Origin of the sequence: Streptomyces sp. NPDC088747, assembly GCF_044751025.1 — a bacterium.
GTDB lineage: Bacteria > Actinomycetota > Actinomycetes > Streptomycetales > Streptomycetaceae > Streptomyces.
Genome location: NZ_JBIVKZ010000003.1, coordinates 674672 through 697117 on the forward strand (window position 1 = coordinate 674672; position 22446 = coordinate 697117).

Annotated in this window: 19 protein-coding genes and 1 riboswitch; of the genes, 10 read left to right on the forward strand and 9 right to left on the reverse strand. The window is 71.6% G+C overall.

Annotation, left to right across the window (positions count from 1 at the left end; translation table 11 throughout):
* The first annotated feature begins 85 nt into the window (after window positions 1–85).
* A complete protein-coding gene (locus ACIP79_RS11355) occupies window positions 86–1372 on the forward strand; it encodes a D-alanyl-D-alanine carboxypeptidase family protein (protein ID WP_401222135.1) in 1287 nt (428 codons plus the stop codon).
* Here the strand turns inward: ACIP79_RS11355 and ACIP79_RS11360 are convergent.
* Window positions 1326–2285 (reverse strand): YihY/virulence factor BrkB family protein, encoded by a 960-nt coding sequence (locus ACIP79_RS11360; protein WP_401222044.1) that lies wholly within the window; start codon window positions 2283–2285, stop codon window positions 1326–1328. The two genes, ACIP79_RS11355 and ACIP79_RS11360, sit on opposite strands and share 47 nt — an antisense overlap.
* A gap of 310 nt (window positions 2286–2595) precedes the next feature.
* Between ACIP79_RS11360 and ACIP79_RS11365 the strand changes: the two genes are divergently transcribed.
* The gene (locus tag ACIP79_RS11365; RefSeq protein ID WP_401222045.1) at window positions 2596–3351 is read left to right on the forward strand and encodes a decaprenylphospho-beta-D-erythro-pentofuranosid-2-ulose 2-reductase; all 756 of its coding nucleotides are present in this window, start codon (window positions 2596–2598) and stop codon (window positions 3349–3351) included.
* A 117-nt stretch (window positions 3352–3468) separates the two neighbouring features.
* On the opposite strand, the gene ACIP79_RS11370 is transcribed toward ACIP79_RS11365, so the two are convergent.
* Together ACIP79_RS11370 and trpS are read right to left on the reverse strand one after the other, a co-directional pair.
* A complete protein-coding gene (locus tag ACIP79_RS11370) occupies window positions 3469–4053 on the reverse strand; it encodes a 2'-5' RNA ligase family protein (RefSeq protein WP_401222047.1) in 585 nt (194 codons plus the stop codon).
* A gap of 224 nt (window positions 4054–4277) precedes the next feature.
* Complete coding sequence (trpS, locus tag ACIP79_RS11375; RefSeq protein ID WP_401222049.1) at window positions 4278–5291, reverse strand: tryptophan--tRNA ligase; 1014 nt, start codon at window positions 5289–5291, stop codon at window positions 4278–4280.
* Between the two features lie 78 nt (window positions 5292–5369).
* On the opposite strand from trpS, the gene ACIP79_RS11380 reads away from it, so the two are divergent.
* The 3 genes from ACIP79_RS11380 to ACIP79_RS11390 all read left to right on the forward strand — a co-directional run bounded on the left by ACIP79_RS11380 (window position 5370) and on the right by ACIP79_RS11390 (window position 7773).
* A complete protein-coding gene (locus ACIP79_RS11380; RefSeq protein WP_401222051.1) occupies window positions 5370–5981 on the forward strand; it encodes an RNA polymerase sigma factor in 612 nt (203 codons plus the stop codon).
* Entirely contained in the window at window positions 5974–6900 is a 927-nt protein-coding gene (locus ACIP79_RS11385) for a hypothetical protein (RefSeq protein ID WP_401222053.1), read from the forward strand. The genes ACIP79_RS11380 and ACIP79_RS11385 overlap by 8 nt, the downstream gene beginning before the upstream one ends.
* Window positions 6901–7029: 129 nt before the next feature.
* Complete coding sequence (locus ACIP79_RS11390; protein WP_401222055.1) at window positions 7030–7773, forward strand: hypothetical protein; 744 nt, start codon at window positions 7030–7032, stop codon at window positions 7771–7773.
* A gap of 40 nt (window positions 7774–7813) precedes the next feature.
* Here ACIP79_RS11390 and ACIP79_RS11395 read toward each other — a convergent pair whose 3' ends face one another.
* Window positions 7814–9262 carry a glycine hydroxymethyltransferase gene (locus ACIP79_RS11395; RefSeq protein ID WP_401222057.1) on the reverse strand — a complete coding sequence of 483 codons (1449 nt, stop codon included), beginning with the start codon at window positions 9260–9262 and terminating at the stop codon, window positions 7814–7816.
* 41 nt (window positions 9263–9303) lie between these two features.
* Window positions 9304–9390, reverse strand: a riboswitch (ZMP/ZTP riboswitch).
* Between the two features lie 96 nt (window positions 9391–9486).
* Here ACIP79_RS11395 and rocD point away from each other — a divergent pair.
* Window positions 9487–10704, forward strand: a complete 1218-nt coding sequence (rocD, locus tag ACIP79_RS11400) for an ornithine--oxo-acid transaminase (protein ID WP_401222059.1) — start codon at window positions 9487–9489, stop codon at window positions 10702–10704.
* 69 nt (window positions 10705–10773) lie between these two features.
* Complete coding sequence (locus tag ACIP79_RS11405; protein WP_401222060.1) at window positions 10774–11706, forward strand: GNAT family N-acetyltransferase; 933 nt, start codon at window positions 10774–10776, stop codon at window positions 11704–11706.
* Window positions 11707–11769: 63 nt separating this feature from the next.
* On the opposite strand, the gene ACIP79_RS11410 is transcribed toward ACIP79_RS11405, so the two are convergent.
* From ACIP79_RS11410 to ACIP79_RS11430, 5 genes are all read right to left on the reverse strand, one after another.
* A complete protein-coding gene (locus tag ACIP79_RS11410; RefSeq protein WP_401222062.1) occupies window positions 11770–13800 on the reverse strand; it encodes an NACHT domain-containing protein in 2031 nt (676 codons plus the stop codon).
* 145 nt (window positions 13801–13945) lie between these two features.
* Window positions 13946–14935, reverse strand: a complete 990-nt coding sequence (locus ACIP79_RS11415) for a malate dehydrogenase (protein ID WP_401222063.1) — start codon at window positions 14933–14935, stop codon at window positions 13946–13948.
* A 428-nt stretch (window positions 14936–15363) separates the two neighbouring features.
* On the reverse strand, window positions 15364–16611 hold the full coding sequence (locus tag ACIP79_RS11420; RefSeq protein WP_401222065.1) for an XRE family transcriptional regulator: 1248 nt from the start codon (window positions 16609–16611) through the stop codon (window positions 15364–15366).
* A 475-nt stretch (window positions 16612–17086) separates the two neighbouring features.
* Window positions 17087–17803: a DUF3017 domain-containing protein gene (locus ACIP79_RS11425; protein ID WP_401222067.1), complete on the reverse strand. Its 717-nt coding sequence runs from the start codon at window positions 17801–17803 to the stop codon at window positions 17087–17089.
* A 70-nt stretch (window positions 17804–17873) separates the two neighbouring features.
* Window positions 17874–18728: a bifunctional methylenetetrahydrofolate dehydrogenase/methenyltetrahydrofolate cyclohydrolase gene (locus ACIP79_RS11430; protein WP_383680408.1), complete on the reverse strand. Its 855-nt coding sequence runs from the start codon at window positions 18726–18728 to the stop codon at window positions 17874–17876.
* Window positions 18729–18970: 242 nt separating this feature from the next.
* Between ACIP79_RS11430 and ACIP79_RS11435 the strand changes: the two genes are divergently transcribed.
* The 3 genes from ACIP79_RS11435 to ACIP79_RS11445 all read left to right on the forward strand — a co-directional run bounded on the left by ACIP79_RS11435 (window position 18971) and on the right by ACIP79_RS11445 (window position 22106).
* Window positions 18971–19609 carry an RDD family protein gene (locus ACIP79_RS11435; protein WP_401222069.1) on the forward strand — a complete coding sequence of 213 codons (639 nt, stop codon included), beginning with the start codon at window positions 18971–18973 and terminating at the stop codon, window positions 19607–19609.
* A 164-nt stretch (window positions 19610–19773) separates the two neighbouring features.
* A complete protein-coding gene (locus tag ACIP79_RS11440; RefSeq protein WP_401222071.1) occupies window positions 19774–20532 on the forward strand; it encodes an FHA domain-containing protein in 759 nt (252 codons plus the stop codon).
* Window positions 20529–22106, forward strand: coding sequence for a serine/threonine protein kinase (locus ACIP79_RS11445; protein WP_401222073.1), 1578 nt, complete (start codon window positions 20529–20531; stop codon window positions 22104–22106). The genes ACIP79_RS11440 and ACIP79_RS11445 overlap by 4 nt, the downstream gene beginning before the upstream one ends.
* Window positions 22107–22446: the final 340 nt, after the last annotated feature.

Here is a 22446-nt window from a genome sequence, read left to right on the forward strand (position 1 = left end):
GCCGCGGCGCCGGGGTGGGGAGGGCGATGGGACTTCCCGACCGGAGCCATGTACTTTCTCGACCGTGCCCGCCACCAACTCGCCCATGTCCGCCGCCGACAGGACCGCTCCGCGGTCGTTGCTGGTCGCTTCCGCCACCCTGCTGTCCCTGCTGACCCTCTCGCTCACCGCACCCACCCCCGCGTTCGCACTCGCGGACGCGACCCCGTCCCCGAGCCCGTCGAAATCGGCCACTCCCCCGGCGAAGATGTCGACGGTGGGCGGCGAACAGCTGGGCAGGGCCGGAACCCAGGTGAACCTCGGCACCGGCGCCCCCGTACTGCCGAAGAACATCAGCGCCCGCTCCTGGATCGTCTCCGACGCCGAGTCCGGCGAGGTCCTGGCCGCCCACAACGCGCACTGGCGGCTGCCCCCGGCGAGCACCCTGAAGATGCTGTTCGCCGACACCCTCCTTCCGATGTTCCCGAAGACGACCGAGCACAAGGTCGTGCCCTCGGACCTCGCGGGCATCGGCTCGGGCTCCAGCATGGTGGGGATAAAGGAGGACGAGACGTACTCGGTCCACGACCTGTGGCTCGGCGTCTTCCTTCGCTCCGGCAACGACGCCGTGCACGTCCTGTCCGCCATGAACAAGGGCGTCGACAAGACCGTCGAGGACATGCAGGCGCACGCGGAGGAGCTCCAGGCACTCGACACGCACGTGGTGAGTCCGGACGGCTACGACGCGCGGGGCCAGGTGTCGTCGGCGTACGACCTGACCCTGTTCGCCCGTTCCGGCCTGCAGAAGAAGGACTTCCGCGAGTACGCCTCGACGGTGTCGGCGAAGTTCCCGGGCGCGACGACGAAGAACAGCAAGGGCAAGACGTCCCGCGGGACCTTCGAGATCCAGAACACCAACCGGCTGCTCACCGGCGACAGCGACATCTCGCAGTACCAGGGCATCGCGGGTGTGAAGAACGGCAACACCACGAACGCGGGAGCCACCTTCACCGGTGTCGCCGAGCGCGACGGCAGGGTGCTGCTCGTCACGGTCATGAAGCCGGAGAAGAAGGACCACAACGAGGTCTACAAGGAGGCGGCCGCTCTCCTCGACTGGGGCTTCAAGGCGGCGGGCAAGGTCGAGCCGGTGGGCGAGCTGGTGGCGCCCCGGGGCGCCGAGTCGAGCGCACAGCCCGGCGCGAACGCGTCGACTCCCGCTCCGGGCGACGCGTCCACGAAGCCGGTGGCCGCGTCCGCCGACACCGACACCGGTTCGAGCGGCGTGGGCATCGCGCTCGCGGTCACGGGCGGCCTCCTCGTGCTGATCGCGGCAGGTGGCTTCCTCGTCAACCGCCGCTGGCCGCTGCCTGACCTGATGCGCCGGCGTCGCTGACCCCGGCGGGTTCCTCGGCCTCCTCCGCCTCGTCCACCCCCTCCGCCGCCGCCTCCTCGTCGGCCTCCTTGCTCGGCGTCGCCGTCCAGGCGGCGCAGAACAACAGCAGCTTCGAGGTCAAGTTGATCCACAGCAGCAGCGCGATGGGCACTCCGAAGGCGCCGTACATGCTCTTCGACGCGACACCGCTGATGTAGCTGCTGAGCAGCAGCTTGAGCAGTTCGAAGCCGACGGCGCCGATCAGCGCGCCGACCACGAGCCGCCGCCGCGAGGGCTGCACACCCGGCAGCAGTGTCAGGACGTACAGCAGGAGCAGGAAGTCGGCGAGCACGGCGACGCCGAACGCGATGACCTGGAGCAGCAGGCCGCCCCAGCCGTTCTCGTCGATACCGAGCTGACGGGCTGTCCAGCCGACCATCGTGGAGGCGACGGTGGAGGCGGCGATGGTGACGAGCACGGCGCCGCCGAGCCCGATGAGCACGCCCGCGTCCTTGAGTTTGCCCAGGACCGGGTTCACCTCCGGGTCGGGCAGTTCCCACACCGCGCGCAGACACTCCCGCATCTGGCCGACCCAGCCGATGCCGGTGAACAGCAGGAGGGCACCGGCGATGACTCCGATCGTGCCCGCGTTCTGGACCAGCGAGTTGATGTCGAGCTGGTCGGAGATGCCCGGCACCTGCTCGGCGAGCTTGTCCTGGAGGTCCTGCTGCTGCTCGGTGCTGAGGGTGGCCGCGCCGATCGCGGCGGCCACGGTGAGCAGCGGGAAGAGCGCGATGAAGCTGATGAAGGTCATCGCCGCGGCGAGCCGCGTCCACTTCACCCGGTCGAGCCGCTCGTACGACCGCCACGCGTGCGTGGCCATCAGGCGGGCGACCATCGGTCCCACGCCGGGAAGCTTTTTCAGCCAGTCCATGATCCGACTCTGCCCTCACCTCGGAAAACCAATGTGTGAGTACCCCGGACTCTCCTGGGGACCGTCCACGAATCGCACTCTCCTAGGGAGCGAACCCAGAACAATGTCAATCCATGACGAAATCTCACTAATCAGCCATTAATCACCCGTTCCAGTGAGGAGCCAAGAGGGCCGGAGAGATGAAGGAGTTATGCACCCTTTTCGGGACATTCGGCACTACGGTCACGATCACGCCCGCCCACACCGGCCTGGTCACCGGCCCGTGATCCACGTCGGACCGGACCCGCCGCCCCCACCCCCAGGAGTTGTCATGAAGGACGCTTTCGGGCTCCCCCAGTCCCTGCTGATCCTCGGCGGTACCTCCGAGATCGCCCTCGCCACCGCGCGAAGGCTGATCACCCGGCGCACCCGCACGGTGTGGCTCGCGGGACGGCCCTCGCCCGCCCTGGAGCAGGCCGCCGAACATTTGCGCGGACTGGGCGCGGACGCCCGTACCGTCGCCTTCGACGCGCTCGATCCCGAGTCCCATGAGCCCCTGTTCGGCAAGGTCTTCGCCGAGGGCGACATCGACATGGTGCTGCTGGCGTTCGGCGTACTCGGCGACCAGGCACGGGACGAGCAGGAGCCGCTGGCGGCGGTACGGGTCGCGCAGACCAACTACACGGGCGCGGTCTCGGCCGGACTGGTGTGCGCGCGGGCGCTCCAGGCCCAGGGACACGGCTCCCTGGTGGTGCTCTCCTCCGTCGCGGGCGAGCGTGCCCGCCGTTCCGACTTCATCTACGGGTCGAGCAAGGCGGGCCTGGACGTCTTCGCGCAGGGGCTGGGCGACGCGTTGTACGGCACCGGCGTACACGTCATGGTCGTACGCCCGGGGTTCGTCGCGACGAGGGCGACGGCCGGTCTGCCGCGGACAGGGCCGGCGACGACTCCGGAAGGGGTCGCGACAGCCGTGGAGAGGGGCCTGCGGCGGCGTTCGGAGACGGTGTGGGTACCTGGCGCCCTGCGGTACGCGATGTCGGCGCTACGGCACACACCGCGGCCCCTGTTCCGACTGCTGGCGGTCTGATACCGGGCCTCCGGGGCGGGAGCCGGACGGATCGCCGGTCCGAGACCGGGCCTCCGGGGCGGGACCCCGACGGATCGCCGGTCCGGAGACCGGGCCTCCGACGGATCGGCTGCCCGGTCAGTGCGCGGGCAGGGTGGTGTCGCGCTCCGCGGGCGCCCCGGCCTGCGGAGGCACCACAGCTCCGCCGAAGACGAACTCCCGCAACTGCCGCCAGACACCGTCCGCGCCCTGCTCGTAGAGCGCGAATCCGGTGCACGGCCAGGCCGCCCCGTACTCGGCGAGCTCTTCGAAGGCGCGGTCCATCGCCTCGTCGTCGATTCCGTGCGCCACGGTGACATGCGGGTGGTAGGGGAACTGCAGTTCGCGCGCCACCGGCCCGGAGACGTCCCTGACCTGCTTCTGGAGCCAGGCGCAGGACTCGGCGCCCTCGACGACCCGCACATACACGACGGGCGACAGCGGGCGGAAGGTACCGGTCCCGGAGAGCCGCATCAGGAAGGGGCGCCCGGCGCCGGCGATCTCCAGGAGGTGCGCCTCGATGGCGGGCAGCGCCGAGTCGGCGACCTCCGTCGGCGGGAGCAGGGTGACGTGCGTGGGGATGCCGGAAGCCGCGAGGTCACCGAAGCTCGTGCGCCGCTCCTGGAGCAGGCTGCCATGAGGCTCCGGGACCGCGATCGACACACCGATCGTTACGGTCCCCACGTCGTCTCCTGTCGTCGTATCGGTTCTTCTCGGTCCTCGCGGGCAGGGGTGACCGCTCGGTCGGTACGGCTATCGACTGTACGGCGGTATCGCGCGATCCCGGCTGTCGTGCGGGTGTTGCCCTCGTCTCGTACCGTCTTTTCGGACTCGCCGGCGTCCTGACGGACGCGCTGTCGTCCCGACCGCCGTACCGGCCGCGGAACTCGCGGCCGTGGCGGGTGGTGTCAGTGCTTGGCAGGCAGGAAGCCGACCCTGTCGTACGCCTGGGAGAGCGACTCCGCGGCGACGGTACGCGCCTTCTCGGCGCCCTTGGCCAGGATCGAGTCGAGCGTCTCCGGGTCGTCCAGATACTGCTGGGTGCGCTCCCGGAACGGCGTCACGAAGTCGACCATGACCTCGGCGAGGTCCGTCTTCAGCGCACCGTAACCCTTGCCGACGTACTTCTCCTCCAGTTCGGCGATACCGGTTCCCGTGAGGGTCGAGTAGATGGTCAGGAGGTTGCTGACGCCGGGCTTCTGCTGCGCGTCGTACCTGATCACGGTGTCCGTGTCGGTGACCGCGCTCTTGACCTTCTTGGCCGTCGCCCTCGGCTCGTCGAGCAGGTTGATGAGGCCCTTCGGGGTGGACGCCGACTTGCTCATCTTGATCGACGGGTCCTGGAGATCGAAGATCTTCGCCGTCTCCTTGAGGATGTACGGCTTCGGCACGGTGAACGTCTCGCCGAAGCGGCCGTTGAAGCGCTCGGCGAGGTCCCGGGTGAGCTCGATGTGCTGCCGCTGGTCCTCACCGACCGGGACCTCGTTCGCCTGGTACAGCAGGATGTCCGCGACCTGGAGGATCGGGTACGTGAAGAGGCCCACGGAGGCACGGTCGGCGCCCTGCTTCGCGGACTTGTCCTTGAACTGGGTCATGCGGCTCGCCTCACCGAAACCGGTCAGGCAGTTCATGATCCAGGCGAGCTGGGCGTGTTCGGGGACATGGCTCTGGACGAAGAGCGTGCAACGGTCCGCGTCGAGTCCCGCGGCGAGCAGCTGCGCGGCGGCCAGCCTGGTGTTGGCGCGCAGGTCCACGGGGTCCTGCGGGAGGGTGATCGCGTGCAGGTCGACGACCATGTAGAAGGCGTCGTGGGACTCCTGGAGGGCCACCCACTGGCGGACCGCGCCGAGGTAGTTGCCGAGGTGGAACGAGCCTGCGGTGGGCTGGATTCCGGAGAGCACGCGGGGACGATCAGAGGCCATGTCACCCATTCTCTCAGGTGTCTCTCATTGCTCGGGAACAGGTGGGAACCGATTGGGCCCGAGCGGTGTAACAACAATGTGAGGACGCGGGAGGGGGGCCGCATCGTCGTCGACGAGGCCGTGGTGATCGCCCGGGTGCGCGCCGGTGAGCCGGAGGCGTACGCGGAGCTGGTGCGCGCGCACACGGGCATCGCGATCAGGGCGGCCAAGGCGTTGGGGGCGGGTGCGGACGCGGAGGACGTGGTGCAGCAGGCCTTCATCAAGGCGTACTGCTCACTGGGGCGCTTTCGGGACGGCGCGGCGTTCAAGCCGTGGCTGCTGTCGATCGTCGCCAATGAGACGAGGAACACAGTGCGGACGGCGGTGCGCCAGCGGACGCTGGCCGGCCGCGAGGCCGCGCTCGTGGAGGCGGAGCCGCTGATACCGGCATCGGCGGACCCGGCGGGGGCGGCGCTGGAGACGGAGCGCCGCGCGGCACTGCTGGCCGCCCTGGACCAGTTGTCCGAGGACCATCGGCTCGTCGTCACCTACCGCTATCTGCTGGAGATGGACGAGCCGGAGACCGCCCAGGCCCTGGGCTGGCCCCGCGGCACGGTGAAGTCACGCCTCAACCGCGCCCTGCGCAAGCTGGGGCGACTGCTGCCGGACTTCGAGCCCGGGGCCCGCGAGGGAGGTGACGAGCATGAGTGAGCCGTACGAGCCCGGGGGCGCGGGGCCGCCCTCCGGTGACCGGGGCGGCCGTGAGCGCGGGGGTGAGGGTGTCTCGCGGCTGCCCGAGGAGTTGCGGGCGCTGGGGCGTTCGCTGGACGGGCCGGGGACGGCCGGTAGCGAGTCGATGGTCGAGAGGGTGCTGGAGCGGATACTCGCCGAGCGGCTGCCGGTCCCGGCCGCGGAGCCTCGAAGGCGCGGCGAGCGGCTCCGTGGGGTGCGCCGCTGGGCGCGGACGCGCCGGCGTGCCCTGACGGCGGCTCTGTGCGGGCTGCTCACGGTCCTCGTGCTCACCCCGCCGGTGCGTGCCGCGGTGGTGGACTGGTTCGGCTTCGGCGGGGTCGAGGTGCGGTACGACCCGTCGGCGGTGCCGTCGCCCGGAGCCGTGGTGCCCGGTTGCGCGGGCACGTCGCTGACGCTCGACGAGGCCGCTCGCCGGGCGGGCTTCGCACCGCTCGTGCCCGCCGCGCTGGGCACGCCGGGAGCGGTGATGGTCACGCGGGAGCCGAAGGGGCGGTTCCTGGTCACGCTGTGCTGGCGCGAGCGGGGGCGCACGATCCGGCTGGACGAGTTCGCGGCGCGGCTGGACCCGATGTTCACCAAGACGGCCCGGGAGCAGCCGGAATGGGTGCCGCTGGGCGCGAGCACCGACTTCACGGACCAGGCCCTGTGGTTCCCCAGGGCTCATCTCCTGGACCTCTGGCTGGTGGACGCGGACGGCGACCGCTTCACCCGCTCCCGGCGGACCGCCGGACCGACGCTGCTCTGGGTCCACGGCGGTGATGTGACCCTCCGGCTGGAGGGCGTGGCGTCCAGGTCGCGGGCGGTGGAGATCGCCAAGTCCCTCGACGGGGCCGTCGAGGGCTCCGTCGAGGGCTCCGTCGACGCGGGCAGGAACTAGTTCGGGAACTGGCCTGGAAACCGGTCCCGGCGGAGTGGGAACCCCGACGCGTCGAGCGGTGTACCAGAAGTGACACGCGGTGCCCGGCCGGGCACCGCACGTGGATCGACTGGCTGGTTGGGGGTTCGGATGCGCAGGATTCGTGAACTGGTCGCGGCGCTGGGGGCGTTGGTGCTGGGGGCGGTGGCGCCGGCCGTCGCTGTGGTGCTGCTGAGTGCGTCGGCCGCGACGGCGGGCGGCCCGACGAGTGTGCTGGTGGTCTCGCCGGAGAGCGAGGAGTCCGCGGCCTTGTACTACTCGGACGAGGAGTACGGCGAGCTGCAACGCCTGCTCGGCGAGGCGACCAGCGGTTCGACTGAGGAGCCGCCAGGCCTGGGCGTGGGCAGCGGCCGTCAGATCAATGTCACGTGGCTGGTCCATGACGTGGCGCCGTGGCGGGTCGACCGCGTGTATCCGGACACGGAAAAGGGCGGGGAGGTCTGGATACACACGGCCAACGACGTGCCGCGGTCCACGAACGGTTACTGGCACAAGGCCGGGCAACCGGACAAGGTGCGGGCGCTGTTCAAGACGCTCGGGGTGCTCGGCGAGTCCTCGGGTGCGGGCGCCGGGGCCATCTACCCGGCGCCCTGGCAGACGGCGAACGCGGCGGCTCCCGCGCCCACGGCCACCGACGGCTCCGTCACGACGGCCGCCGCCGGGACACCTGGCGACGGCACCGACTGGTGGTGGGCCATACCGGGAGCCGCGGCCGGCGCCGCACTGGCGCTGGTGCTCAGGCCGCTGGCCCCCGTGGCGCTCCGCCGACTGTCACCGGCCGGACGGCGGGCGGAGCGGGAGGCGGGCCCGCGACAGGAGCTGATCGACTCGTGAGTCCGGGTCCGCCGCGAGTCCGCCGCGACGCGGGCCGGGATCAGCCGAGGTCGATCTCCGGGTAGAGCGGGAAGCCGGTGAGCAGGTCGGTGGCGCGGCGGGAGATCTCGTCGGAGATCTTCGGGTCCAGGACGTGCTGGGCCTTGGACGGGCTGCCCTTGGCGGTGGTGCCGGGCTCGGCGGAGGTCAGGACCCGGTCGATCAGCCCCGCGATCTCGTCCATCTCCACCGCGCCCAGACCACGAGTGGTCAGCGCGGGGGTGCCGATCCGGATGCCGGAGGTGTACCAGGCGCCGTTCGGGTCGGCGGGGATGGCGTTGCGGTTGGTGACGATGCCCGAGTCGAGCAGAGCGGTCTCGGCCTGCCGGCCGGTGAGTCCGTAGGAGGAGGCGACGTCGATCAGGTTGAGGTGGTTGTCGGTGCCGCCGGTGACGAGGGTAGCGCCGCGGCGCATCAGGCCCTCGGCGAGGGCACGGGCGTTGTCGACGACGGCCTGGGCGTAGTCGCGGAACTCGGGGCGGCGGGCCTCGGCGAGCGCGACGGCCTTGGCGGCCATGACATGCGGAAGGGGGCCGCCGAGGACCATCGGGCAGCCGCGGTCGACCTGCTCGGCGAGGGGCTCGTCGCACAGCACCATGCCGCCGCGCGGTCCGCGCAGCGACTTGTGGGTGGTGGTGGTGACGATCTGGGCGTGCGGGACGGGGTCGAAGTCTCCGGTGAGGACCTTGCCTGCGACGAGGCCGGCGAAGTGGGCCATGTCGACCATCAGCGTCGCGCCGACCTCGTCCGCGATCTCCCGCATGACGCGGAAGTTCACCAGGCGGGGGTAGGCGGAGTAACCGCCGACGATGATCAGGGGCTTGAACTCACGGGCGGAGACGCGCAGGGCCTCGTAGTCGATGAGGCCGGTGCCCGGGTCGGTGCCGTAGGAGCGCTGGTCGAACATCTTGCCGGAGATGTTCGGGCGGAAGCCGTGGGTGAGGTGACCGCCGGCGTCCAGTGACATGCCGAGCATGCGCTGGTTGCCGAGGTCGCGGCGGAGCTGGGCCCAGTCGGCCTCGGTGAGGTCGTTGACGTTGCGGACGCCGGCCTTGGCGAGCGCCGGGGCCTCGACACGCTGGGCGAGGACGGCCCAGAAGGCGACGAGGTTGGCGTCGATGCCGGAGTGCGGCTGGGCGTAGGCGTGCTCGGCGCCGAAGAGTTCGCGGGCGTGCTCGGCGGCCAGTGCCTCGACGGTGTCGACGTTGCGGCAGCCGGCGTAGAAGCGGCGGCCGACGGTGCCCTCGGCGTACTTGTCGCTGAACCAGTTGCCCATGGCCAGGAGGGTGGCCGGGGAGGCGTAGTTCTCGGAAGCGATCAGCTTGAGCATGTCGCGCTGGTCGGCGACTTCCTGGCCGATGGCGTCGGCGACGCGGGGCTCCACGGCCCGGATCACGTCGAGGGCGCTGCGAAACGCGGTGGACTCGCTGGAAAGGGGCTGCTGCGACATGTCGGCCTCCGGACGGCGTGGCGTACAGAACTCACGATTCACGGTTCGGCCCAGGCGCACGGCACTAAGTCTGCGAGCCGCTCCCCGATGGTCGGTCCCATCCCAGCGCGCCAGTCACGGCTCGCCGGTCACCCTACCGGGCGCGCCGGATCCCGGGGTTCCCCGGTCCACCATGCGAGCGACGATAGGAGGGGGCGAGAACCCGTCAGGAAACGGAGGACCCCGTGAGTACTTCGGAGACCACGCGGGCGTACATCGCCTCGGCGGACGCGCACAGTGCGCACAACTACCACCCCCTGCCGGTCGTCGTGGCGACGGCGGACGGGGCGTGGATGACGGATGTCGAGGGGCGCCGCTATCTCGACATGCTGGCCGGATACTCGGCGCTGAACTTCGGGCACGGCAACCGGCGGCTGATCGACGCGGCGAGAGCGCAGCTGGAGCGGGTGACGCTGACGTCGCGGGCGTTCCACCACGACCGGTTCGCCGAGTTCTGCGCGCGGTTGGCGGAGCTGTGCGGCATGGAGACGGTGCTGCCGATGAACACGGGCGCGGAGGCGGTGGAGACGGCCGTGAAGACCGCCCGGAAGTGGGGGTACCGCGTCAAGGGCGTGCCGGACGGCAGGGCGAGGATCGTGGTGGCGGGCGACAACTTCCACGGGCGTACGACGACCATCGTCAGTTTCTCCACGGACGCGGAGGCGCGGGCGGATTTCGGGCCGTACACCCCGGGCTTCGACGTCGTGCCGTACGGGGACCTGGCGGCGTTGCGGGAGGCGGTGACCGAGGAGACGGTCGCCGTGCTGCTGGAGCCGGTCCAGGGGGAGGCGGGGGTGGTGGTGCCGCCGGAGGGCTACCTCCGGGGGGTGCGCGAGGTGACGCGGGAGCGGAACGTCCTGTTCATCGCGGACGAGATCCAGTCGGGGCTGGGGCGGACGGGCCGGACCTTCGCCTGTGAGCACGAGGGGGTCGTGCCCGACGTGTACGTGCTGGGCAAGGCGCTCGGGGGCGGGGTGGTGCCGGTGTCGGCGGTGGTGTCCTCTGCCGAGGTGCTCGGGGTGTTCCGGCCCGGCGAGCACGGGTCGACGTTCGGGGGGAATCCGCTGGCCTGTGCGGTGGCACTGGAGGTGATCGCGATGCTGCGGTCGGGCGAGTACCAGCGGCGGGCCGCCGAGCTGGGCGACCATCTGCATCGCGAGCTGGGGCTGTTGACGGGCTCGGGCCAGGTGACGGCGGTGCGCGGGCGCGGGCTGTGGGCGGGGGTCGACATCGCTCCCGGGTACGGCACGGGCCGGGAGATCTCCGAGAAGCTGATGGACCGGGGCGTCCTGGTCAAGGACACCCACGGGACCACCATCCGGATCGCCCCGCCGCTGGCCATCAGCAAGGAGGACCTGGACTGGGGGCTCGCCCAGCTGCGGGCGGTACTGGGGGCGGCGTAGGGCCCGTGCGTGCCCGTGCCCTACGTGGACATAGACCCCCGGGATTCCTTTGACTAAAGTCAAAGAACTATGGAGCCAGTGCCAGTGCCAGTGCCAGTGCCAGTGCCAGTGCCAGTGCCAGCGGACGACGTTGGCGCGCTGCGGCGTTTCAACCGCTACTTCACCCGGCGCATCGGAGTGCTCGACGATCACTACCTCGGGCAGGACCGGCCGCTCGGTGAGGCGCGGCTGCTGTTCGAGATCGGGAACGGAGCCTCGCTGAGAGAGCTGAGGGGCCGACTCGGCCTGGACGCCGGGTACTTGAGCCGGATGGTGCGGGCCCTGGAGGCGCAGGGGCTAGTGCGGGTGAGCGTCCACGCGGGCGACACCAGGCTGCGGCTCGCGGAGCTCACACCGGCAGGACGGACCGAGGTGGAGGAGCAGAACCGGCGGGCCGACCAGCTCGCCGAGGGGCTGCTCGGCGGTCTCGACGAACGGCAGCGCGGCGACCTCACCGCCGCCGTCGCCGTCGCCGAACGCCTGCTGCGACTGGCCGGGATCACCGTCGAGGTCGTCGACGGCGCCTCGCGCGACGCCCGCGACTGCCTGGCCGGGTACGCGGCCGACATCGACGAACGGTTCCCGGAAGGCTTCGACCCCGGCGCCCTCGTACGGCCTGACGAGGTGTCGGGGGACTCGGGTGCCTTCCTGGTCGCGTACGAGGAAGGGCAGCCGGTGGGGTGCGGGGCGCTGCGCGGGCTCGAACCCGGCGTGGGCGAGATCCGGCACGTCTGGGTACGCCCCGCGGCCCGCCGCCTGGGCCTCGCGCGCCGCATCCTGACCGGCCTCGAACGCGAGGCCCTCACCCGCGGCTACGACGTCGTACGCCTCGACACACACGCCGTGCTCACGGAGGCCCAGACCATGTACCGGGCATGCGGCTACCGGGAGATCCCGCGCTACGACGACAATGTGTACGCGGCTCACTGGTTCGAGAAGCGGTTGAACCCTCGCGGTACCTGAGCGGTGGGGTCAGCCCGGCTCCCGGACCCCGGCTCATGGGCCCTGTCGGCGACGCCCCGGCCCTCACTGCGGGCTGCGGGCCAGCCAGAGCTGCAGTTCGCGGTGGCGGCACTGGTAGGCGCTGCCCGACAGGCGGAGCAGGCCCACCTGATGGGCGTACTCCAGGAACGGAAGCAACCGCAGCGGCAGCAGCCGGTGGGAGCCCGCGCACAGGGTGAACGCCAGATACCGGCGCGGCGAAGCCCCGAAGATGACCCAGAAAGCGGGGGCCGCGACGCCCGCGATCAGGCAGGAGAGCGGTACGAGCAGCGGAAGCGCGTCGGCCACCGGCGAGGTGGCCATGCGAGGCCCGTGCCAGGCCGCGATCAGCGGGATTGTGGCCAGCAACAGCGACGGGACCGCGCACGACAGACCTGCCCCGGCGCCCGCGCGCAGGGCCTGCCGCGGACTGGTCACGACGGCGGCCCTCGTCTCGATCTGATGGGCGAGGGCGACGACGACCGCCGCCAGACAGCCGGCGGTCAGCCCGGCCATGACGCTCGCGAGGGTGTCCCCGGTGGCCCCCACGACGACGCCACCGGTGACCACGGCCGCCGTGAGTCCGCCGAGAGCCGTCCGCCAGTTGGCGCGTCGCTGACGGTCCGGTGGCAGCCACTGATCGAACGGAAGGGGATCGTCCGCGGGCGACATGGCGACACGCACCGTCAGGGTGGCGCAAAGGCCCGTCACCACGGCGACGACGAGCGGGTAGGGCGTGAGCCACGCGAGTGGGATTCCCGCTGCGGCGACCAGCCCGCTCAGCACGCCGTCCCACTTGCGTACCCGCGCGCGGCCCGCCAGACGCCAGAGCAGGTGCCAGTGGATGTCGGCCCCCGGACGACCGGCGTTGCCCTCCTGCAGATCGCGGGCGATGCGGGCCAGCCACTCGCGGATCTCCCCCGCCGTGTATCCCCGTGCCGGCGGATGCAGTTCGCGTGTCGCCGGAATCAACCGGCCCAGCAGATGCTCGTCGATGTCGTGGGCCGTGGCCAGCGTCATCAACTCCGCGGGGTCACCGCTGAGCCGGTAGCTCGTGGCCACCAGCGTCAGACGCCACGGTGTGGACAGGCTCCGGGCCAGCACACCCCCGGGTTCGCCGCGCAGATGCGCGAGCAGCGACTGCCAGCGCGGCCCCGCTCCCGAGCGTTCGGTCAGGTAGACCAGGGCATCCGCCGCCGGAACCGGTTCGATCCGGATGCGTGCCGCGTCCCGGAGGTGCTCCTCACCGGCGAAGGCGTCGTAGTGCGCTGTCCGGCAGGTGAGAACGAGTGGCCCCGCCCATCTGCCCTCGCCATACGCGTGCAGGGCGTGCAAGGCCGCCCGGGCGCGCGGAGCCGCGGGGTCGGGACACTGGTGGCCGGCGCCGTCGACGAGGTCCGGGTCCATCTCGTCGAGCCCGTCCAGCACGGGGAGGATCAGCCGGTGTGCCACCAGGCGTTCCGCCTGCCGCCGGGGCACTCCGTGGTTCTGCCTGAGATGGGAGACGAGGAGCTGCTCCAGCGAGGTGCCCGGAGCCCACGCCGACAACGAGACACGAACGGGGACCGGGTCCGACTCCTCCCGTCCCTCGATGAGCCCGAGGAGCAGTTCCAGGGCCAGCACGGTCTTGCCCGCCCCGGGTGCGCCGGTGACGACCAGCCGGCGCGGCCGCATGGCCTGGTAGTACGCGGTGATACCCGGAAGGCGGCCGTGCGGGGCGGGTACCGAGGCGCCGGGGACGTATTGGTCGACGAGGGAGTAGTGGAGGTCGATGCGCTGGCGGTCGCCGCCCACCAGGAGCCGCCACTGCCTGCCTTCGACCTGTTCCACCCGCTCCGCCAGCGCCGCGGAGTCGATGCGGACCTGCGGACCGTCGTCGACGGACCAGGCGGTGGCCAGTCTCTGCAGAGTGGGGAAGAACGAAACCAGCAGCCCGAGCGCGGTCGCCACCAGCCCCGCCTCGTCGACACGGCCTTGCTGCACCGCCCAGCCGACCCCCAGAAGCAGGAGAATGCAGCCCGCCCCTACGTAGGCGCTCCCGTTCCGTCGTACGCGCCACCCGTTGACCCTCGACACACCCTCATGATTCCAGCGAGGGGACCTAACTGTCCTGCGAAGGCAGGCACTTGAGGCGCCGGCGCGATGGGCGATTTCCCCCGGAACGCCCCGTGGGGCACCGCGGTGAGCGGTGCCCCACGGGGGGAGGGATTAACGGGTCGGCTCAGATGAGGCCGAGGGTGCGGACCGCTTCGCGCTCCTCGGCCAGTTCCTGGACCGAGGCGTCGATGCGGGCGCGGGAGAACTCGTTGATGTCCAGGCCCTGGACGATCTCGTAGGAGCCGTCCTTCGTGGTGACGGGGAAGGAGGAGATGAGGCCCTCCGGGACGCCGTACGAACCGTCGGACGGGATGCCCATGGAGGTCCAGTTACCGTCCTCGGTGCCGTTCACCCACGTGTGGACGTGGTCGATGGCGGCGTTGGCGGCGGAGGCGGCCGAGGACGCGCCGCGGGCCTCGATAATGGCCGCGCCGCGCTTGGCGACGGTCGGGATGAACTCCTCGGCCAGCCACTTCTCGTCGTTCACGGTCTCGGCGGCGTTCTTGCCGGCGATCGTGGCCTGGAAGATGTCGGGGTACTGGGTGGCCGAGTGGTTGCCCCAGATGGTCAGGCGCTTGATGTCGGCGACCGTCGAGCCCGTCTTCTTCGCGAGCTGGGTGAGCGCGCGGTTGTGGTCCAGGCGGGTCATCGCGGTGAAGCGCTCGGCCGGTACGTCCGGGGCGGCGGCCTGCGCGATGAGCGCGTTGGTGTTGGCCGGGTTGCCCACGACGAGGATCTTGACGTCGTCGGCTGCGTTGTCGTTGATGGCCTTGCCCTGCGGCTTGAAGATGCCGCCGTTGGCCTCCAGGAGGTCACCGCGCTCCATGCCCTTGGTGCGGGGGCGGGCGCCGACGAGGAGACCGACGTTGGCACCGGCGAAGGCGACGTTCGGGTCGTCCGTGATGTCGATGCCCTGGAGAAGCGGGAAGGCGCAGTCGTCGAGCTCCATGGCGGTGCCCTCGGCGGCCTTCAGCGCCGGCGTGATCTCCAGGAGGCGCAGCTTGACCGGCACGTCCGCGCCGAGCAACTGGCCGGAGGCGATGCGGAAGAGCAGGGCGTAACCGATCTGGCCGGCCGCGCCGGTGACGGTGACGTTCACGGGAGTGCGGGTCATGGCGTTCTCCGTATGACAGCAGGCGGTGGGGCGTCCCTGCCCCGGGGTGCAGGAGCTCCCCTGCGTCCGCCGCGCCGATCGGTCAGGGGTACCGGTGAGAGGCCTCTCGGCGTCGGTACCGATGATCGATCTCTTGGCGTCAAGAGAGATCCGCCGTCAGGCTATCGCGCATCCGCAGGCCCGAGTGTCCGGGTCCGTGTGGCCCAGCCCACAGAACCCTGTGGGGGTGCGGTCGCCGGGCCCGGGAGAGTGGGCTCGGCGACCGCCGATGGGGTACCGGGGGTTCCGGATCCCGTGGGGGTACCGAGCGTCTGCCCCGGATGTCGGCGGGCATTCCGGATGGGCGGAGGTTTTTTCGTTCCCTCCGCTCCGGCCCTTCCCGCTCCTGGGGGTCCTACTCCGTGCAGCCCTTCTCGCTCCTGCGGGTCCTACTCCGTGCAGCCCTTCTCGCCCGAAGCCAGCGTCGCGCACGCCTTCGCGTCGCCCGCGTCCTTCACGGCCACCATCGGGGTGTACGCGTCGGTGTCCGCCTCGACCGACCCGGTCTGCTTGGCCTCGGTGCCGGAGGACACCTCGACCGTGTCGCCCACGACGGCCTGGGTGACGCGGGCCCACGCGGCGGAGCAGGTCTCGCTGTAGCGGACCTCGACGAGGGTCGTGCCGACGGTGACGCTGGTGGCGGTCGTCGCCAGTTCGCCGCCGCAGCCCATGTTCTCCGGGTCCTCGCCGGTGCAGTCGGTGCCGCTGCACTTCACGCCGGCCGGCAGGTCGGGGTCGGGAACGGCCGCGGAGGAGGTGGGCGTCTTGGGCGTGCTCTCGTCCTTCGTGCCCCCCTGGCTGGTGAGGAAGACGGCCGCGGCGATCACGACGAGCGCGCCGACGACCCCCGCGAGGAACATCGTGAGGCGCCGCTTGCGCCGCGCCCTGTCGGGCGAACCCCCGCTCCCGGCGGAGGGCCGGGCGTCCTGCGGCGGGCCCCCGCCGGGACCGGCGGATCCCACAGGTCTGGACGGACCGTTGGGACTCGCGGGCCCGAACTGCCCGCCGCCGGACGGCGGTGAGGCGACGACCCCCCAGCCGCCGCCCCGCCCGGCACCGCCGGACGAGCCACCCGCGTACGAACCACTCCCGGACGAACCGGTCCCGGACGAGCCGCCCCCGTAGGAGGAGGCCCCGCGCGAGGAGCGTCCGCCGGTCGAGTCCTCGACGTCGGCGGCCGACGGCTGCGGCGGCACCGACGGCGCCACTCCGGCGGGTCCGGCGATCCCGGGCGTCGCGGTGGCGCTGCCGCCCCTGCGGGCCTGCTTGCCGTTGCTCCCGTTCGCCGGGGGCGCGCCGAACTCCCCGAGCGCGGCGCGCGCCTGGGAGATCCGGATCGCTTCCATGGTCATGTCGTGGCGCATCTCCGAGCGGCTCCAGGCGCGCTCGGCCAGCTCCCACATGGTGGTCAGATGCGTGGGATTGGTCCCGGTCACCTCGGCCAGGGCGATGATCGCGCCCTTGGGCGCGAGAAGACGGCCGTTGAGATACCGCTCCCAGGACGTCTTGCTGTAACCCGTGCGGTCGGCGACGGCCGCGACGTTCAGGCCGCTCCGGTCGACGAGCCGGCGCAACTGGCTGGCGAACTCCCTGACCTGCGGATCGAGCTCATCCGGCAAGGCCTTCCAACGAGGCATTGCTTCTCCCCCCTACTTCTTTCCCCCCGTACGAGACTGGTCTGTGCCCCCGTACGTGACTCACTGTTCACCCGCGCGCGGCACCTCTCCGTCGAGTCCCGTTCTGGTTACCCACAGGGATGCGTCCGGTCAGGATCTCAGTTCCCGGGACAGGGGCGCACGGGAGCATTCGGGCGGAGGCATGCACCGTCGCACGCCTGCTGGGCCGCGGTCCAGTCTCGCATCGGCATTGTCGTACGACCGGTCGAACTCCCGGCTTACGCACGAGACGGGACGGATTCGCTCGCGTGGCGCGGACACCGTAGCGGAATGGTCACTTCCGTGCCACAGCGGGCCCACAGGTGTTGAACGGGCCGCCCCCGTGCACAAGGGTTGCTCCCGGGCGGCACACCCGCCCGGTCGCGGCCCGTCCTGGACTCGGGGGAGAGGACGGGCCGCGGCCGTGCCCGGCGTCACGGAGAACGCGGGGCTCCCCTCAGCGCACCGTGAAGTGCAGGGTGTCGTCCAGGAACGGGATCTCCAGCCACGGATCGGGCTGCGCCATCAGCGCCAGCAGCACGATGGCCACGCCGAGCACGCCGTACGTGACCAGGTCCGTGAAGCGGGAGCGGACGGCGAGCATGCCCACGTCGGGCAGGGTCCAGCGCAGCACCGCGCCGCCCAGCAGCGCGACACCGATGAGGATCGTGCCGTAGCGGAACACGTCGAAGGCCGTCAGCAGCAGGCCGAGCCCCACGAGCCCGAGCACGGCGAGGATCGGCCACTGGCGGGCGGGCGCCGGGGCGTCGCCGGGAGCCGCCCGGCCGCCGCCCTCGGGCCGCGCGGTGTCCCGGGTGAACAGCGGGAAGCGGCGTGTGGCACGCCGGGGATTCCCCTCGGCGTCGGGCGCGCTCACCGCGTCGACCGCGACCGGTTCGGTGAAGTCCCTCTCGCTTCCGCCGGCGCCTTCCCCTTCACCCTCACTGTCGGCTTCGCTCGGCGAGTCCGGCCCACCATGCTCAGCGGCCTCGCTCCCGGCGTCGTCGGCGCCCTCACGGGTCGCCTCCCGTACGGCGGGCCCCGCGCCGTTGACCGACGCACCCCCTGCGACCGGATCGGCGCCGTTGCCCGGCACACCCCGTACGGCCGGATCGGCACCGCCGCCCCGCCCGTTCCGCGCCGCCGTCGGCTCCGCCGTACGTTCGTCGGCCACACGGTCGTCCGCCGTACGTCCGTCGCCCGTCCCGCCGGTCAAACCGTCCGTCGTCTTTCCGGAGCTGCCCTCAGTCGACACTGCGTTCCGCCGCTTCCACCACGTTGACGAGCAGCTGGGCCCGGGTCATCGGGCCGACGCCGCCGGGGTTCGGGGAGATCCAGGCGGCGACCTCGGCGACGCCCGGGTGGACGTCGCCGACGATCTTGCCGTCGGAGCCGCGGGAGACGCCGACGTCGAGGACGGCCGCGCCGGGCTTCACGTCCTCGGGCCTGACGAGGTGCGCGGAGCCCGCGGCGGCGACGATGATGTCCGCGCGCCTGAGGTGGGAGGCGAGGTCACGGGTGCCGGTGTGGCACTGGGTGACCGTGGCGTTCTCGCTGCGCCGGGTGAGCAGCAGCGGCATCGGGCGCCCGATGGTCACGCCACGGCCGACGACCACGACCTCGGCGCCCTTGATCTCGACGCCGTACTGGCGCAGCAGGGTGAGAACGCCGTTGGGGGTGCAGGGCAGCGGGGCCGGCTCGTTCAGGACGAGGCGGCCGAGGTTCATCGGGTGGAGCCCGTCCGCGTCCTTGTCCGGGTCCATCAGCTCCAGGATGCGGTTCTCGTCGATGCCCTTGGGAAGCGGCAGCTGGACGATGTAACCCGTGCAGGCGGGGTCCTCGTTCAGCTCGCGCACCACCGCCTCGATCTCCTCCTGCGTGGCGGTGGCGGGCAGTTGGCGCTGGATGGAGGCGATGCCGACCTGCGCGCAGTCGCGGTGCTTGCCGGCGACGTACTTCTGGCTTCCGGGATCGTCGCCGACCAGGACGGTCCCCAGGCCGGGCGTGACGCCCTTCTCCTTCAGGGCCGCCACGCGGACGGTCAGGTCGGACTTGATCGCGGCTGCGGTGGCCTTGCCATCGAGAATCTGGGCGGTCATGTGCCCCATCCTCCCGGATGACCGCGGCATCGTTCCAATCGGGCGGAGCCGGGAGGGGCCGGGAAGATCACGAAGATTGCAGCTGCACAACATATGTGCTCATCGGCTGGACAAGAACTGGCCTGTCACAGAACGATATGCGGTGCACCATCGCGGTCCGTGTTGGGGGGCATACCGCTCATATCATGACGTTCCTCCGCGCATCCGCGCCGTCCCCGCCCCTTGCCTGGAGGAAAACCGCCATGAGTTTCGGCTCACCCAACCCGTACGGACAGCCGCAGGACCCGAAGCAGGGGCAGCCCGGCTACGGCTACCCCCAGCAGGGCCAGCCGCAGGGCCAGCCCGGTTACGGCGCCCCGCAGACTCCCCCCGGCGTTCCGCCGCAGCAGGGTTACGGCTACCCCCAGCAGGATCAGCAGCCCGGCTACGGCTACCCGCAGCAGCCCGGCCAGGCCGGTTACGGCTACCCGCAGCAGCCGGGCTACGGCGCCCAGCCGCCCTACGCGAACTGGGGCCAGCGCTTCCTCGGCACCCTGGTCGACATGCTCGTGTTCGCGGTCCCCTACATCCTGGTGATCGTCGGCAAGGACACCCCGGCGCTGGTGGCGATCGGCTTCATCGCCATCATCGGCATCGCGATATGGCAGCTGATACAGGAAGGCCGCACCGGCCAGACCCTCGGCAAGAAGGCGCTCGGCATCCGCCTGGTGCGCGAGATCGACGGCCGGCCGATGGGCGTCGGCATGGCGTTCGTCCGCCGCCTCGCCCACTTCCTCGACAGCTTCGCGTGCTACCTGGGCTGGCTGTGGCCGGCGTGGGACGCGAAGAAGCAGACGTTCGCCGACAAGGTGTGCTCCTCGATCGTGATCCGCACCTCCTGACACCCGCGACCGGCGAGCGGCGGAGCCCGGCAACACGGGGGCACCGCTGAACAGTTCGCGCCAATCGCTCCAAGGGCCGTGTCTCCCTGTGCACAAGGGGAGACACGGCCCTGGTGTGTCGCCCTAACCTGACTGCGGCAGTTGCCAGGCCTGGGGAGCGCATCTTGTACAGCATCATCGTGGTACCTCCGCCGACCACGGAGGACGAGCCCCGCACCGACCGGAGCACGGACCAGTTCCGGCTCGCACCCGGCGAACGGCTGAGCTTCGGGCGTTCAGCGCACGACAACGTTCTCGCGATCCCGCACGACGGCGTCTCCCGCCGGGCGGGGGAGATCACCGCGCAGGGCGCCTTCTGGACACTCAGCAACCTCTCCGCGCACCAGACGTACGTCGTCGAGAACCCGGAGGGCGCCGGCGAGCACATCAAGGTCGGCCCGGGGCGGCTGGACGCCCCGGTCCCCTTCGAGTTCTCCCGGATCGTGCTGCCCGCGGCGGGCGACCTGCTGCCCATCGAGGTGTGGGCGCCGCGCCACGACTACCTGCGCGCCTCCGGCGGCCTCGACGGCGCGACCACCGCGCCCGCCTTCTCCGTGGACCGCACCAAGCGCTACTTCGCGGTCCTCGCCGCCCTGTGCGAACCCCGGTTACGCGGCGAACCGCACGCCCCGATCCCCACGGTCGACCAGGTGGTCGACCGGCTGCGCCCCCACTGGCCCTCCGCGAGCCGCGCCAACGTCCAGTGGAACATCGACTACCTGGCCGTCAAGCTCCGCCTCAAACCCGGCCCCGACACCGCGGACTCCGGCCCCCGCCTCAACGGCAAGAAGGAGTCCCTGGTCTCCCTGGCGCTCCGCTTCGACCTCGTGCGCGAGAGCGACCTCTCCGTCCTGACGGCGCCCGCGACCCGGGGTGTGTCATGAGCGATCCGTACGCGGTTTCGGTCCCCAAGGGCTACCGCGTGGGGAGTTGGGAGATACGCGCGCCGATCGCGACGGGCGCGTTCGGGAGCGTGTACGAGGCACGCCGGGCCGACTCGCGGGCCGAACTCCCCGGCACGGCCGCCCTCAAGTTCCTGCCCACCGGCACCCACACGCCCCGCCAGCTCACCCACCTGCGCGAACTGGCCGAGCGTGAGCTGGAGTTGCTCAGCCGTCTGCGTTCCGCGCCCCGTCTGGTGCGCCTCTACGAGACCCTGACGGTGGACGACCCGGCCCGCCCCGGACTCGACGGCGCCACCGTCCTCGTACTGGAGAAGGCGGAGGGCTCACTGGCCGCGCTGCTGTCTCGGGCGCCGCGTCCCCCGGCGGGGTCCGCCCTGCTGGGCCAGATCTGCGAAGGGCTGGTCCAGTTGCACCAGGCGGGCTGGGTGCACGGGGATCTGAAACCGGCCAACGTGCTGCTGATGAAGGACGGTTCGGCCCGCCTCGCCGACTTCAACATGGCCGCCGAGATGGAGGGCACCCACGCGTACACGCCCGCGTTCTCGACACCCGACTACACCCCGCCCGAGCTGCTGTGGGCGGAGATCGGCGAACGCGGGCGCCGGATAAGGCCGTCGGCGGACATCTGGGCCTTCGGCGTCCTCGCCCACCTCGTGCTCACCGGCTCCTACCCGCTGCCCGGCGGCACCTCCCTGGCTCGCCGGGACGCCGCGGTCGCCTACGCGCGCGGCACCGAGGAACTGCGCATGTCTCCTCAACTCCCGGACACCTGGCGGGAGATCCTGCGGGACTGCCTGGCCCGTACGCACCAGGAGCGGGTCACCGGAGAGGCTCTGCTGCGGCGCGTGGAAGCGGTGGCCGGCACGGGCGGACGGGCATCGCGGCTGCCCGGGATGCCCCGGGTGTTCGTCCGCCGCGGGCGCCGGTCGGCGCTGGTGCTCGGCGGGTCGGCAGCCGCGGCCACCGTGGCCGTCGCGGCGCTCGGATACGGCATCAGCACCTGGGCCGGCGACGACGGTCCGGCCGGAAAGGGGGCCGACCGGAGCGCGAACGTCACCGCCACCGCGTACGGCGCCGCCGACCTCCGCACCGACCGGGGCATCCCGCCCGCCTACCGCCTGCTGATCGTCGAGACGGCGCACGACTGCTCGCAGGGCGGCGTCACGCCCCCGCTCCTCGCCGCCATGCTCAAGGTGGAGAGCGACTTCGACCCGGACCTGTCCGACCCTGACAAGGACGAGTACGGCATCGCGCGCTGGACACCGAGCGTGCTGCGCTGGTGGATGAACGACGACGGCACGCCCGAGGAGGAGGTTCCCCAGCCGCCCTTCCCGCCCGCCGAGTCCATTCCGGCGATGGGCCGCTATCTGTGCTGGATCGCGCCGCGCCTCGAATCCGGCCTGCCGGGCGACCGCCGGGTGCTGATCGCCGCCGCCTACCGCACCTCGTACAAGAAAGTGAACGACGCGGGCGGGGTTCCCCCGAAGTACCGCCCTTACGCCGACCGCGTCGCTCACTACCTCAAGGAGTACACCCCACCAGGGAAGAAGTGACCCTCAGAGTTCCGAGGTACCGCGCCGTCGCCGCGCGCCGCATGGTGTGGGTGCCGCACCGAGAGCGGAGGCGGCGACGGGGACCCACGGGGACGGGGGTACGGGGGATGTCCGGGAAGCACGCGTTCGTCTCACTGTGCGCGGTCGTGGGGGGGGGGGGGGGGGGGGCGGCGGGGGGGGGGGGGGGGGGGGGGGGGGGGGGGGGGCGGGGGGGGGGGGGGGGGGGGGCCCGCCGGGGGGGGCGCCCGGGGGGGGGGGGGGGGGGGGGGGGGCCCCCCCCCCCCCGGAACGGGACGGGAAGGGGCGGAGGGGGCGAAAAACCCACCCCTACTCCACCCGC